This is a genomic window from Paenibacillus dokdonensis (assembly GCF_004916975.1).
GTDB classification, from domain to species: domain Bacteria; phylum Bacillota; class Bacilli; order Paenibacillales; family Paenibacillaceae; genus Paenibacillus_AQ; species Paenibacillus_AQ dokdonensis.
Genome location: NZ_STGQ01000001.1, coordinates 2,798,765 through 2,813,331, shown reverse-complemented (window position 1 = coordinate 2,813,331; position 14,567 = coordinate 2,798,765). Strand labels below are relative to the sequence as shown.

Sequence of the window (14,567 nt, the reverse complement as noted above, 5' to 3'; positions counted from 1 at the left end):
CAGAGGGGAGGATGCTGGATGCCGGACGCAGTGGTGATTGGAGGAGGCTTAGCCGGAAGCAGTCTTGCGATTCGTCTCGCAAACCTCGGATGGAATACTGTATTGCTGGACCGGCAGAACTTTCCCAGGCATAAAGCCTGCGGTGAATTTCTTTCGCCGGAAACCAGAGACATGTTTAGAGAACTTGGTGTTGACTATCAATTGGAAGCACTGCGCCCTGGCCGTATTTCTAAGACTCGCCTCATCTTCAGGCATGGAGGTGTAGTCGAAGCAGATCTGGAAGAGCCGGCATGGGGGTTAAGCCGATACGCAATGGATTCCATCATGCTGAAAACGGCGGAAGAAGCAGGGGTGCGGGTGCAGACCGGTACAGCCGTGTCCAGCATTGTGAGCGAGAATAATGGCTTCCGTATTGGATCACGTCATGACGGTTCATCTGAAGTACTTCACTCTCGTACCGTATATGCGGCCTGGGGAGCGCATCCCCGTACGGATCTCATTAGAAAGACGCAATCAGTATCTGACAATGGTAAACGCGCTTATATTGGTTTAAAAGCCCATTTCACAGGGCTAAAGCTAGAACAGACCGTTGAACTTTTCTTTATTCGCGGCGGTTACGTAGGCATTTCCCCTGTGGAAAACGGAAGGGCAAACGTTGCAGCATTACTGCCGCTTGATCGGATACGCGGAAAAGGAAGCTCGGTTTCTGAACTTCTGCTTTCGGCTGCGGCAGAAAATAGGCTGCTGGCGGACAGGCTCTCAGGAGGCGTGCTGCTGCCTGATACCCAAGTCTCCGCGGCACCCGTTTATCTGTCTGCCAAACCAAATGCATGGAGCATCATCCCGCAGGTTGGCGATGCTGGCGCGATGATACCACCGCTCTTTGGTGATGGAATGTCGGCTGCGCTCCGCTCAGCTAAAATTTGCGCATTATATGGTGACCGTTATCTTCACGGGAATATAAGTATGGACGAATGGGAAGATGCTTATCGTTCAGCGATGCAAAAGGAATATGCCGCTATTTTGCGATGGGGACATCTGTTGCAGACGCTTGGCAGTATGCCAGTGGTACCCCGGTTATGGACAGCCGGAACCAAATTGTTTCCGCATCTTGCCAAGTCTATGGTGCAAGCAACCCGGCTAAACGGGAAAACTCCGATGCCTTAAGGGGAAGATTCGTTATGGGGTATAGATTGCTGGCTTATTTCATTTACCGTCATCCCGGTGTCATTATGGCATGCTGGATGGCGTTTTTTGTTTTCTTTGGTTCCCTATCTATACAGCTGCCATCTGTCGTTCGGGGACCTGGACTGTACACGGACGGCTCATCCACCAAGGTACAGCAGATTATGGAAGAACAACTGGGTATGCCCGCAGATCCTGTCGTCATTTTGTTTGAGCAGCATGAAGCGGCCACGAATGAGGAGTTTACAACGGTAATCGAAAGAACCTTAAACAATATCAGAGATCTAAGCGGGTTGGAATCCCTGATATCTCCTCTGGAGAACCATGAATTCATTCATGGTGGTGTAGCATACGCATTATTAGGTTTTGATCAGCCTTCTTATCAGCAAGGACATCTTGTTAAAGAAATACGCAGCTCGCTGCAGCCTGGGGTAAAAGGCGTAACCATTCAACTGACGGGAAAATCGATCATTCAGGAGGATGTAAACCGGGCTAGCATGCATGATTTTAAAATGGCAGAACGTATTGGAATCCCGGTCGCTTTCATCATTCTGTTCATTTCTTTTGGCGGTTTCTTGTATGCATTCATTCCGGTATTAATGGGAATGTTAACCGTTTTCTCGGCGATGGGTCTGATGGTATTGCTTAGCCGGATGTATGATCTGGATTTGTCCAATTTCATCCTGAATGTGATTCCAATGACTGGACTGGCGCTTAGTCTTGATTTTGCATTTATACTCACCAGCCGTTTTCGGGAAGAATTACGAAAAGGCAGTGCGGCAAGCGCGCTCCGGGCTACAATTCTTACTTCGGGAAGAGCCGTATATTTTTCCGCTGCCTGTGTGGTATGCGGCTTAACTGCCGTGGCTTTCATACCCATGCCGATGTTTGAGTCTGCAGCTGTATGCTCGATCATTGTCGTTGTACTGGCAGCTGCCATCAATTTGAGTCTCGTACCCGCCTTACTGTTGCTGACCGCTCCATTCATGCAAGGAGACCGAAAACGTCTGTTATTCCTGAGCCAGTGCTATAAAATATGGTCCTCCTGGGCGGATATCGTTATGCGCAGACCTGTGCGGATGCTTACAGTAGCGGGGCTGATCATGACCTTGTTGCTGATACCGGCATTACATTTATCCACGTCAGTTCCGGATGCAAGCTCACTTCCAGCTGGTAGCGAGTCGAGACAAGCAGATGAGAAGATTCGAAGTCAATTTCAAAAAGAAGGGACCTCGGATGTTCTGCTTTTACTTCAACCTGTGGGCAGCAAATTCACATCAGAAGAGCGGAGAAAGGCATATATATGGCTCACTGACTTAAAAAACGACCCTGAAGTCGATAGTGTAAAACCGATAAATTGGATAGACAGTTTATCAGAGAATACCAACTCAGCAAATGTTTTTGTTTTACAGATCTCGCTGATCGGGCCCGCTGGCTCCTTGAAAGTCAATGAATGGCTTCGGGATGCGGAAGTAAGGGGAACTACCACAGGATTGAATATGAAGTGGGGCGGAGAAGCCAAGTCCCAGCAGGAAGTGAAGGACTCAATACATCATTCCCTTCCCAAAATGCTTGGTTTTATTGCTGTATCCAATTTGATCGTGCTTTTTATTGCATTTCGGTCCATTCTAATACCCTTGAAGGCTTTAGTGATGAATATGCTGAGCATCGCAGCTTCCTTTGGTGTTTTGGTGCTTGTATTTCAGACGGGAATCACAGGCATAGCTCCTGAAGATATAGCGATTATGATCCCTGTATTTGTTTTTGGATTGGTTTTTGGTGTGAGCATGGACTATGGGGTGTTTCTTTTGTCGCGTATCTCAGAAGCTTTTGAGGAAACGGGGAATCCGGAGAATGCTATAAGACATGGCATGGCTGCAACAGGGAAGCTGATCACATCGGCGGCGGCCATACTGATCGCGGTGACATTACCGTTTGCTTTCGGAGAGGTGGAGGGAGTCAGACAGCTTGGGGTAGGCATTGCTTCAGCCGTATTTATTGACGCCACGTTGATCAGGCTGCTGCTTGTCCCTTCGCTCATGAAGCTGCTTGGCCGCTTTAACTGGTGGGTACCGCGCTGGCTTCGGACGTCTTGACCGCCAGCAGCGATACCTTGATCCCATATTATTTATTTTCGCAGCAGAACCTGATCGATCATATGATTGGCGCCTTTTTTAATAATGAGCTTGGCACGTTCTTTGGTAGGCATGATGTTGGCATGCAGATTGATAGCATTAATATCACGCCAAATTCTCGTTGCCGTAAGGATAGCCTCTTCTTCCGTAAATGAAGCGTACTTATGGAAATAGGAGCGCGGGTCCTGAAACGCTGTATCCCGCAGCAATTGAAATCTCTCAATGTACCAGTCACGGATATCCTCTTCATCCGCATCGATATATATAGAAAAATCAAAAAAGTCGCTGACAAAAAAAGGTTCCTGTGTATTGACCTGAAGCACGTTGATTCCTTCCAGGATCAATATATCCGGCTGATCCACAAGCAGTGTCCGGTCGTCCAGAATATCATAGGCCAGATGTGAATATACGGGTACCTGCAGAGCGGGCTCTCCGGATTTGATGCCGCTGATAAAATGCATCAGCTTGTTAATATCATAGCTCTCCGGAAAACCTTTTTTATTCATGATCCCCTTGGCCTCAAGTACCTGGTTAGGATATAAAAATCCATCCGTTGTCACCAGATCGACTTTGGCATGCTCATTCCAGCGTGACAGCAGATTTTGCAGCAGCCTTGCGGTTGTGCTTTTCCCCACAGCGACGCTGCCCGCAATTCCAATGACAAAAGGGGCTTTAGGTGCCGGCGTGCTGAGAAATGAATTCATCTTAGACTGAAGATTTTGAAAAGCGGTTACATATAAATGCAAAAGCCTGGCAAGTGGGAGATAGACCTCCGTTACTTCCTCAATTGCAATTTTTTCGTTCAATCCCTTTAAATTCTCGAATTCCTCTTCCGATATGGACAGAGGAGGGAGATCGCGGGACAAAGCCCAGGCAGTTCGGTCAAATTCAAAATAAGGGGAATATGTATTGTTCATGATAGGCTCGCTTTCTATCCAGGCTAAAAACCTGCCGCAACCCGCAGGTTCTTTTTTTTGATATAATAAGGGAAATTTCCGCAGTTACTATCTTATCAAATAATACGCTTCGGAAAAAGCATATCTTAGGGATAGCAGGAAATTGGCATGTGATCTGGAAATGTAATTTAACAGGAGTCAATATGAAATTGATTCACATGAGTACCGATTTTAGACATAGAGACGGGTGAGTATTCGAGATGGACATTGAAAAACAAAGATTATCGATTGAAGCTGCGAGGCTCTATTATCAGTCGGATTTCAGTCAGCAGGATATCGCACAAAGGCTCGGTGTATCCCGGCCTACCGTATCCAGGCTGCTGCAGTTTGCCAAGGAACAGGGATATGTCAGAATTGATATTGTTGATCCCCACGAGGATCTGAATGTACTGTCGCGGGAGCTGCAGAACAAATACGAATTGGATACGGTACAGGTGTGTTATTCACCGCTGAATACGTATGAAGAGATTAAAAAGCATATTGCCAAACAAACGGCTGAATATTTGCATGAGACAATTCAGGATAAAGATATCATTGGGGTGACTTGGGGAACCACGATGCATGCAGTCGCGCAGCAGCTGCAGCCCAAAAATGTAAAGGGTGTAGAGGTCGTACAGCTTAAAGGCGGCGTCAGTCATTCCCATGTGAATACGTATGCTGCGGAAACCGTGAATTTGTTCGCCGAAGCATATCAGACTGTGGCTAGATACCTGCCGCTGCCGGTTATTTTTGATAATATTGCCCTCAAACGCATTGTGGAAGAGGACCGGCATATCAACCGGATTATTGAACTCGGCAAGCAGGCTAATATTGCCGTATTTACGGTAGGAACCGTAAAGGAAAATGCACTGCTGTTTCGATTGGGTTATTTTAACGAGGATGAGCAGAAGCTTCTGAAGAAAAACGGCGTCGGAGATATCTGTTCACGGTTCTTCGATAAGGAAGGCCGTATCTGCAGTGAGGAAATCAACAATCGTACGGTCGGCATTGATCTGTACGAGCTGCGTAAGAAGGAGAAGTCTATTTTGGTCGCTGGCGGACAGCGCAAGGTCGAAGCGATCCAGGCAGCGCTTGCCGGCAAATACGCTAACATTTTGGTGACTGATCAGTTCACGGCACAATCGCTTTTGGCCTGATTTATTGCAAAATCTGTCATAGGTACATATGGCAGATTTTTTTTGTGCAAAATAGCTTGGTAAAGCTTCACAAATCGTTCATGAACATAATTTCATAACAATGTTTACATATGTTCAAGCGAGTGTTATGATAATTCTGCATCAACGTAGAACAAGCTAAGGACAAGACATCTGTAGGTTTGTTCTATACAATAAAACCTTTTCAATTCATGAAAATTGGATAAATAAAGGGTAACGACTCTTGAAGGAGATGACATGATGATGACAAATCTTGCGGGTATGATCGATCATACACTGCTGCGTGCAGACGCAACACAAAATGAAGTAGCCAAATTAACTGAAGAAGCGAAGAAATACGAATTTGCTTCTGTATGCGTGAACCCTACATGGGTGAAATTTGCTGCGGAACAATTAAACGGATCCAAGGTGAAGGTATGTACCGTTATCGGCTTCCCTCTGGGAGCAACGACTTCGGCTGTCAAAGCCTTTGAAGCAACGAATGCAATCGAAAACGGTGCGACTGAAGTTGATATGGTTATCAACATTGGCGCATTGAAGGACAAGCAGTATGATGTCGTTGAAAAAGACATTAAAGCTGTTGTTGATGCCGCTGCAGATAAAGCACTTGTAAAAGTAATCATTGAAACTTGTCTTCTGACTGACGAAGAGAAGGTACATGCAAGCCGTCTGTCTGTTCAAGCAGGTGCTGATTTTGTAAAAACCTCTACCGGATTCTCTACGGGTGGTGCTACACCGGAAGACGTGCGTTTGATGCGTCAAACCGTTGGACCTGATATTGGTGTTAAAGCTTCCGGCGGCGTACGCAGCCTTGAAGATATGAACAAAATGATTGAAGCTGGCGCAACGAGAATCGGTGCAAGCTCCGGCGTGAAGATTATGGAAGGCGGCCAATCTACGGCTTCTTACTAAGTTTAATATGAGCAGCTGACGATGGCTGTAAAGCGGGAGACTCATCTTTGTAGTTTCCGCTTTTCTATCGAAGCTGTGGAAGCGCTTCATGAATGATTTTCAAAAACACTCACAACTGGGGAGACAACCATGAAATTTTTGATTGCGATATTAGGTTTACTCGTCGTTTTTGCCCTGTCGTTTATAGCAAGCAATAACAAACGTGGTATTCGCTATCGCCCGATTATTGTGATGATTATCCTGCAGCTCATTCTGGGATTCTTCCTGCTGAATACGGTTGTCGGGACCGTGCTGATCAAAGGATTTTCTGATGTTTTTAACAATCTGCTCACCTATGCGTCAGATGGCATAAACTTTGTCTTTGGCGGCATAGCGAATGAAGGGCAAGCACCATTCTTCCTGAATGTACTGCTGCCAATTATCTTTATTTCAGCTCTGATCGGGATATTGCAGTACGTCAAAGTTCTCCCGATTATTATTCGTTTCATCGGTCTGGTGCTCAGCAAGGTTAACGGTATGGGTAAGCTCGAATCCTACAATGCCGTCGCATCTGCTATTTTAGGCCAGTCTGAAGTATTCATTTCTGTGAAAAAACAAATCGGTCTGCTGCCGAAGCACCGCTTGTATACCTTGTGCGCATCCGCCATGTCAACGGTATCGATGTCCATCGTTGGTGCCTACATGACGATGATCGATCCCAAATATGTCGTAACCGCTCTGGTGCTTAACTTGTTTGGCGGTTTCATCATCGCTTCGATTTTGAATCCGTATCAAGTCACTCCAGAGGAAGACCAACTGGAAGTTCAGGAAGAGCAGGAGAAGCAGTCATTCTTCGAAATGCTGGGCGAATATATTATGGACGGCTTCAAGGTGGCGATTACCGTAGCTGCGATGCTGATTGGTTTCGTTGCATTGATCGCCATGATCAACGGTATTTTCAACGGAATCTTCGGAATTTCGTTCCAGGAAATCCTCGGTTACGTCTTTGCACCATTTGCCTTCGTTATGGGTGTGCCTTGGAAAGAAGCTGTGGATGCAGGCAGTATTATGGCGACCAAAATGGTTTCCAACGAATTTGTTGCCATGCTTGATCTTGGTAAACATGCATTGTCTGCCCGTGCAACGGGTATCGTCTCGATCTTCCTTGTATCGTTCGCGAACTTCTCATCCATCGGTATTATCGCTGGCGCGGTAAAAGGCCTGCATGAGAAACAAGGTAATGTTGTCGCTCGTTTCGGACTTAAATTGCTCTACGGTGCGACTCTCGTCAGCGTGCTTTCCGCAACGATTGCCGGAGTGTTTTTATAATCGCGTAGCATGCGTTATACTCTAAACGGAGGAGTGATAAGAAATGGCAGAATTTAAACGTGTACACTTGGTAGTTATGGACTCAGTTGGTATCGGTGAAGCACCGGATGCCGCTCAATTTGATGATTTTGATGTGGATACTTTTGGACATATTGCAAAAGAGCGCGGCGGGCTGAAGATGCCGAATATGGGCAAGCTTGGATTGTCCAATATCCGTGAAATCCAAGGCATTGACAAGGCTGATCAGCCGCTTGCATATTATACGAAAATGCAGGAGAAATCAGCAGGCAAGGACACCATGACAGGACACTGGGAAATCATGGGTCTATATATCGATACACCATTCCGTGTATTCCCTGAAGGTTTTCCCGATGAGCTGATTCAGCGCATTGAGGAAAAAACAGGACGTAAGGTCATCGGTAACAAGCCGGCTAGCGGCACGGAAATTCTTGATGAGCTTGGTGAGGAGCAAATGAAGACAGGTGCTCTGATCGTTTATACTTCCGCAGATTCCGTGCTGCAGATTGCGGCTCATGAAGATATTATCCCACTAAAAGAGCTTTACGAAATTTGCGAATTTTGCCGGGAAATCACCCTGGAAGACCCGTACATGCTCGGACGCATCATTGCTCGGCCTTATGTCGGTGAGCCAGGAGCTTTCAAACGTACGCCTAACCGTCATGACTATGCGCTGAAGCCTTTCGACAGAACAGTCATGAGTGAGCTGAAGGATGCAGATTTTGATGTCATCGCTCTCGGCAAAATTTCCGACATTTATGATGGTGAAGGGGTAACCCAAGCGATTCGCACCACGTCCAACATGGACGGAATGGACAAGCTGATTGATACGATGGATCAGGATTTTACGGGTCTTAGCTTCCTGAACCTTGTAGACTTTGATGCACTGTACGGCCATCGCCGTGATCCGCAGGGATACGCGCAGGCACTGGAAGATTACGATGCACGTCTGCCGGAAGTTTTCGCGAAGATGACGGATGAGGATCTTCTCATCATTACTGCAGATCATGGTAACGATCCAACCTATCGCGGAACGGATCACACCCGTGAATATGTGCCTTTGCTCGTGTACTCTCCACGTTTCAAAAACGGTGGAAGCGAGCTTGAACTGCGTAAGACATTTGCAGACCTCGGAGCCACAGTAGCTGATAACTTTGGTGTGAAAATGCCGAAGTACGGCACAAGCTTCCTTAAAGACTTGAAATAGTTCTTTCCATCATACCCATACCTGTCAGGAGGACAATCAATGAGCACTCATATTGGAGCACAAGCTGGAGATATCGCGGAAACAATTCTTTTACCTGGGGATCCGCTCCGGGCCAAATTTATCGCAGATACTTATCTGCAAGATGTAACCTGCTATAACGAAGTCAGAGGTATGCTCGGATTCACAGGAACGTATAAAGGCAAACGTGTTTCCGTTCAGGGAACAGGGATGGGCATTCCGTCCATCAGCATCTATGTGAACGAATTGATCAGCCAGTATGGCGTGAAAAACCTGATGCGTGTTGGCACTTGTGGCGGTATGCAAAAGGATGTCCATGTACGCGACGTGATTTTGGCTCAAGCTTCCTGTACCGATTCCGGAGCTAACCGCCATTACTTCAGCGGATACGATTTTTCGCCAATCGCAAGCTTTCAGCTGCTGAAAACAGCTTATGATAAAGGCGTGGAAAAAGGCCTCAAGCTGCATGTCGGCAACGTATTCAGCTCGGACATCTTCTACCGTGATGATAAATCCGTTGTTGAAAAGTTGATGCAGCATGGCATTCTGGGTATTGAGATGGAAACCACTGCTTTGTACACACTGGCAGCCAAATTTGGTGTCAATGCGCTTACTTTGCTCACCGTAAGTGATCACTTGCTGACTGGGGAAGAGACAAGTGCGGAAGAACGTCAAACGACGTTTAACGACATGATGGAAGTGGCATTGGAAACCGCAATCAACCTGTAAAATACTTAATTAATATCATTAAATTTTGAAAGTGAGGCATTGCATCTATGAGAATGGTCGACTTGATTGAAAAGAAACGTGACGGCGGAGAATTGACAACAGAAGAAATTAATTTCATCATAGAAGGCTATACAAAAGGAGATATCCCGGATTACCAGGTCAGTGCCTTGGCTATGGCAATATTCTTCAAAGACATGACCCAGCGTGAACGCGCGGATTTGACGATGGCGATCGTGAACTCCGGCGACACAATCGATTTGTCCGAGATTGAAGGAGTTAAAGTCGACAAGCACTCCACAGGCGGTGTAGGCGATACAACAACCTTGGTGCTTGCTCCACTCGTAGCGGCTCTTGATATCCCGGTTGCGAAAATGTCCGGCCGCGGCTTGGGACACACGGGTGGTACGATCGACAAACTCGAGTCCATTGAAGGCTTCCATGTGGAAATCGAGCGCGAAGAATTCGTTAACCTGGTAAATAAACATAAAATCGCAGTCATCGGTCAAACCGGCAACCTGACACCTGCAGATAAAAAGCTGTATGCACTTCGTGACGTAACAGGTACAGTGGATTCCATTTCCCTGATTGCCAGCTCCATTATGAGTAAAAAAATCGCTGCAGGTTCGGATGCGATTGTGCTTGACGTGAAAACCGGCGCTGGTGCGTTCATGAAGACGGTCGACGATGCCAAAGAACTGGCTCATGCGATGGTTAGCATCGGGAACAATGTCGGACGTAAAACAATGGCTGTAATTTCTGATATGAGCCAGCCTCTTGGCCTTGCAATCGGCAACTCGCTGGAAGTGAAAGAAGCGATCGACACACTGAAAGGCGAAGGACCAAAGGATCTGGAAGAGCTTTGCTTCGCACTTGGCCGTCAAATGGTGTTCTTGGCTAATAAGGCCAGCTCCCTTGAAGAAGCAGAAGAGATGCTGAAGGAAGTTATCCGCAATGGTAAGGCGCTGGATAAATTCAAGGAGTTCATTCAGAATCAGGGTGGAGATCCTGATGTGGTGGATCATCCCGAGAAGCTTCCACAAGCTCAATACCTCATCGAAGTTCCTGCCAAGGAAAACGGTGTGGTTGCTGAGATCGTGGCTGATGAAATCGGTACAGCAGCCATGTGGCTGGGCGCCGGACGCGCAACCAAAGAATCGGAAATCGATTTGGCTGTGGGCTTGATGCTCAACAAAAAAATCGGTGATTCCGTGAAAAAAGGCGAATCGCTTGTTACCATTCATGCTAACCGCGAAAATGTGGATGATGTGATGAACAAAATTTATGAAAACATCCGCATCGCTGATAAAGCTGAGGCACCTGTACTGGTGCATGGCATTATCACGGAATAACCTTTATATATAAAGGGTTTAAGATGAACCAGCTGCTGTTTAAGCAGCTGGTTCATCTATTAGAAATAGAACATAAAAAAGGATTGGAGCTTACTGCTCCAATCCTTTTTTTCATATGGATCACGCTATGAATGATTAAGCTGTTCTTAGTTCTGGAATCGATGAAAGCACATCATACATACTGTCTGAAGCACCTACAAAGATGAGTGCAGCTATAACGATCAGAATAATGATGCCGTACAATGCCGTACCACAGATTCCACATACCAATCCGGCGATGGCAAGTCCACGTCCGCCTTCATTTCTTCTTTTAATTTCTTTGAAGGCAAGGCTCGCAAGCACAATCGCGATAATGCCAAGAATGAAACCAACATAAGGAATCATTAAGCTAAGAATACCTAAAACGAGCGCTCCTGTGGCTTTCCCGTTCGTCTTCTGCGGCTGCATAGGCGGCATTTGCTGAAACTGGTTAAATTGTCCTGATGATGAATATGGATCCAAAGGTCTGTTCCTCCTCAAATAACGAACTTTATGTATAAAAGATATCTTACATTCAGGACTATTATACCCAGAAATAAGCAGATTGACTATGCAAAATGCCAATTTTTAATCGACAATCTTTTTTCTGGGTGAATGAGAGAGGAGAGCAGCACTAGACATTAAAACTTTTACGCAGTTCAGATGGCGATAAATTTTTATACTTCTTAAATGACCGGCTAAAGTAATATATATCTTTAAAGCCGGTAGATAAGGCGATTTCAGAGATGTTCAACTGAGAATTGCGCAGCAGGTATTCCGACTTATTAATTCGGAGCGTGTTGATATAATCCGTCACGGTTCGACCTGTAAGTTCCTTGAACAATCTGCTGAAATGAAAGCGGCTGAGACCCGCAATCCCGGACAATAATTCGACGGTCAAATCCTCCTGGTAATGCTCTTCAATATGCTGGAATACCGGTGTGAACCGTTCAAGATTTTTAAGGCGCAGTTGGTCGTCCTCCGTTGTCATTTTGTTCGTTCCGTATCGTCGCAGGAGGATCGTCAGGATACGGTATAGATATGATTTGATAGACAGCTCATAGCCCAGATCACGCTGGCTTAATTCTTGAATCAAAGACGAGATACAAGTGATGATTTCCGCATCTCCGGAAATTTTGCTGGCAAACAGAATCTGGTTTTGCGTGATGGGAGTTATGAACTTGGTTTCTATGGCATCCACGGAGTGGCTGTGCAAAAGCTTAATATCAACGATCATCGCATAATAGACCAAATCGTCACATTGACTCACCCCGTAATGAAGATCATTGCTGTTCACGACAACCAGATCGCCTTCACATACTTCATATGGAACGGAGTTCAGCTCGATCATGGCCGAGCCTTTGGTAAAATACAAGAATTCAATATGGTTATGCCAGTGATGATTAAACAGCGCCTTTCCGTATTCATCCGACGTACAATAGTGGACTTTGATAGGGAAGAAGCGGTCTGGCATATCCATAGGTTCTTGAAGGGAAAGGGGTCTTTCCATCACTGTCACCTCTAAATCGCACAATTGTCTAAATAATGAGCAAGGCTCTACATGGCAGACTTTCTTATAAATATTATAATTCAATATGAAGAAAGACAAAAGGATGATTCAAAAAGGAGAGTTGAATACGAATGAGTAAAATTAGAGTGGGTATTATTGGAGCAGGTTCAATTTCAGAATCACACATGAATTCGTATCAGAACAACCCCGAAGCCGAAATTGTGGCGATTTGTGATTTGAAAGAAGAGAGAGCGAAAGCGGCTGCCCAGAAATACGGTGCCCAGAAAACATATATCGATTACAATGAACTGCTCGCCGATCCGGAAATCGACGCGGTCAGTATCTGTACATGGAATAACACACATGCGGAAATCAGCATCGCGGCTATCAAAGCAGGAAAGCATGTATTGGTCGAAAAACCGCTCTGCCGCAGTGTAGAGGAAGCGCTACAAATTCAGCAAACGGTCCGGGAGAGCAATAAGCTTCTGCAAGTTGGCTTCGTACGCCGTTATGACCCGAATATCGGGCTTCTGAACAGTTTTATTGAAAAGGATGAGTTCGGCGAGCTGTATTACGCTAAAGCGTCCATTTTGCGCCGTCTGGGCAACCCTGGTGGCTGGTTTGCGGATAAGGAACGCTCCGGCGGCGGACCGCTGATCGATATTGGCGTTCACGTGATCGACCTGTGCTGGTACATGCTTGGCAGACCGAAAGTGAAATCGGTTTCAGGTAACGTGTATCATAAGCTTGGAAATCGCTCGAACGTCAAGCATTTGTCCTTTTACAAAGCAGCTGACTACGATGCCAGCAAAAATACAGTAGAAGATATGGCCAACGCTCTGATCCGTTTTGAAAACGGCGCGTCGCTCATGGTGGATGTCAGCTTCTCGCTGCATGCCAAGAAGGACGAAACGGCTGTCAAAATTTTCGGAACCAAAGGTGGATTTGAGATTGACCCTGCCCTGGTTATCGTGACCGAGAAGAACGATGTCATGATCAACATCGAGCCGCAGATCGACAATAAAGGATTTAACTTCGCTGCAGCATTCCAGAATGAAATCGACCAATTCATCCTTAACGTTCAAAATAACAGAGAGCCGATGAGCCCTGTTGAGGATGGTCTGGAACTCATGAAAATGTTGACTGCCATTTATGAATCCGCAGAAGAAGGAGTGGAAATCCAGCTATGAAAATCGGAGTAAGCACATACAGCCTTTACCGTCCCATTCATGCCGGAGAAATCACCATTCTTGAAGCGATTGAGAAAATCGCAGAAATGGGCGGAGAGCATGTAGAAATCGTGCCGATCGGCTATAACCTGACTGATAATCCAGAGCTGGTGGATCAAATAGTAGCCAAGGCAAAGGAAGTCGGCATCGATATATCCAATTATGCGATTTATGCGAATTTCGGAGTGGACAGCGACGAAGAAGTTGCTAAGGAAATTGAACGCGTTAAAAAAGAAGTGGATATCGCAGCACGCCTAGGCGTCAAGCTGATGCGCCATGATGTAGCCGGCCGCAGCGATACCTCCATTAAGCAGTTCAACAGTGAAGTCGGCCGATTGGCAGAAGCCTGCCGCCAGGTTGCTGATTATGCTGCGCAGTATGGCATTACGACAAGTGTGGAGAATCATGGCTACTATATCCAAGCAAGTGACCGTGTACAGACGCTTGTACAGGCGGTAGACCGTCCAAACTTCAAAACTACACTTGATGTAGGTAACTTTATGTGTGTCGATGAGGATCCTGTCGTCGCTGTTCAAAAGAACCTGCCTTACGCGTCTATCGTGCATATTAAAGATTTTTACCTTCGTCATGCTTCCCATAATCCAGGTGAAGGCTGGTTTAAAACCGCCAGCGGCAACTTCTTGAGAGGCGCCATTTCCGGACACGGCGATATCAATCTGCGTGAATCGATCCGCATCATTAAGGAATCAGGTTACGACGGATACTTGTCCATTGAATTCGAAGGTATGGAAGATGCCTATCAGGGAACAAAAATCGGTATGGATAATGTAAAACGCTTCTGGAACGAAGTTTAAATAATTTTTGAAGAAGGGAGATAC

13 protein-coding genes are annotated in these 14,567 nt (G+C 46.1%); 10 read left to right on the top strand and 3 right to left on the bottom strand.

Annotated elements, in window-relative coordinates; genetic code table 11:
• The first annotated feature begins 18 nt into the window (after positions 1-18).
• Positions 19-1,167 carry an NAD(P)/FAD-dependent oxidoreductase gene (locus E6W40_RS12975; protein WP_168928917.1) on the top strand — a complete coding sequence of 383 codons (1,149 nt, stop codon included), beginning with the start codon at positions 19-21 and terminating at the stop codon, positions 1,165-1,167.
• A gap of 14 nt (positions 1,168-1,181) precedes the next feature.
• Positions 1,182-3,281: an MMPL family transporter gene (locus E6W40_RS12970; RefSeq protein ID WP_168928916.1), complete on the top strand. Its 2,100-nt coding sequence runs from the start codon at positions 1,182-1,184 to the stop codon at positions 3,279-3,281.
• Positions 3,282-3,313: 32 nt separating this feature from the next.
• Here E6W40_RS12970 and coaA read toward each other — a convergent pair whose 3' ends face one another.
• On the bottom strand, positions 3,314-4,237 hold the full coding sequence (gene coaA, locus E6W40_RS12965) for a type I pantothenate kinase (protein ID WP_136605830.1): 924 nt from the start codon (positions 4,235-4,237) through the stop codon (positions 3,314-3,316).
• Between the two features lie 239 nt (positions 4,238-4,476).
• Between coaA and E6W40_RS12960 the strand changes: the two genes are divergently transcribed.
• The 6 genes from E6W40_RS12960 to E6W40_RS12935 all read left to right on the top strand — a co-directional run bounded on the left by E6W40_RS12960 (position 4,477) and on the right by E6W40_RS12935 (position 10,971).
• On the top strand, positions 4,477-5,412 hold the full coding sequence (locus tag E6W40_RS12960; protein WP_136605829.1) for a DNA-binding transcriptional repressor DeoR: 936 nt from the start codon (positions 4,477-4,479) through the stop codon (positions 5,410-5,412).
• 258 nt (positions 5,413-5,670) lie between these two features.
• Positions 5,671-6,342, top strand: coding sequence for a deoxyribose-phosphate aldolase (deoC, locus tag E6W40_RS12955; protein ID WP_136605828.1), 672 nt, complete (start codon positions 5,671-5,673; stop codon positions 6,340-6,342).
• Between the two features lie 129 nt (positions 6,343-6,471).
• Positions 6,472-7,650, top strand: a complete 1,179-nt coding sequence (locus tag E6W40_RS12950) for a NupC/NupG family nucleoside CNT transporter (RefSeq protein WP_136605827.1) — start codon at positions 6,472-6,474, stop codon at positions 7,648-7,650.
• Positions 7,651-7,693: 43 nt separating this feature from the next.
• On the top strand, positions 7,694-8,875 hold the full coding sequence (deoB, locus tag E6W40_RS12945) for a phosphopentomutase (protein WP_136605826.1): 1,182 nt from the start codon (positions 7,694-7,696) through the stop codon (positions 8,873-8,875).
• 39 nt (positions 8,876-8,914) lie between these two features.
• Positions 8,915-9,622 (top strand): purine-nucleoside phosphorylase, encoded by a 708-nt coding sequence (deoD, locus tag E6W40_RS12940; protein ID WP_136605825.1) that lies wholly within the window; start codon positions 8,915-8,917, stop codon positions 9,620-9,622.
• Positions 9,623-9,669: 47 nt separating this feature from the next.
• The gene (locus tag E6W40_RS12935) at positions 9,670-10,971 is read left to right on the top strand and encodes a pyrimidine-nucleoside phosphorylase (RefSeq protein ID WP_136605824.1); all 1,302 of its coding nucleotides are present in this window, start codon (positions 9,670-9,672) and stop codon (positions 10,969-10,971) included.
• A gap of 135 nt (positions 10,972-11,106) precedes the next feature.
• On the opposite strand, the gene E6W40_RS12930 is transcribed toward E6W40_RS12935, so the two are convergent.
• A complete protein-coding gene (locus E6W40_RS12930) occupies positions 11,107-11,472 on the bottom strand; it encodes a DUF4190 domain-containing protein (protein WP_246072991.1) in 366 nt (121 codons plus the stop codon).
• Between the two features lie 151 nt (positions 11,473-11,623).
• Positions 11,624-12,499, bottom strand: a complete 876-nt coding sequence (locus E6W40_RS12925; RefSeq protein WP_136605823.1) for an AraC family transcriptional regulator — start codon at positions 12,497-12,499, stop codon at positions 11,624-11,626.
• A 131-nt stretch (positions 12,500-12,630) separates the two neighbouring features.
• On the opposite strand from E6W40_RS12925, the gene E6W40_RS12920 reads away from it, so the two are divergent.
• Together E6W40_RS12920 and E6W40_RS12915 are read left to right on the top strand one after the other, a co-directional pair.
• Positions 12,631-13,689, top strand: a complete 1,059-nt coding sequence (locus E6W40_RS12920) for a Gfo/Idh/MocA family protein (protein ID WP_136605822.1) — start codon at positions 12,631-12,633, stop codon at positions 13,687-13,689.
• Positions 13,686-14,543: a sugar phosphate isomerase/epimerase family protein gene (locus E6W40_RS12915; RefSeq protein ID WP_136605821.1), complete on the top strand. Its 858-nt coding sequence runs from the start codon at positions 13,686-13,688 to the stop codon at positions 14,541-14,543. The genes E6W40_RS12920 and E6W40_RS12915 overlap by 4 nt, the downstream gene beginning before the upstream one ends.
• Positions 14,544-14,567 lie beyond the last annotated feature (24 nt).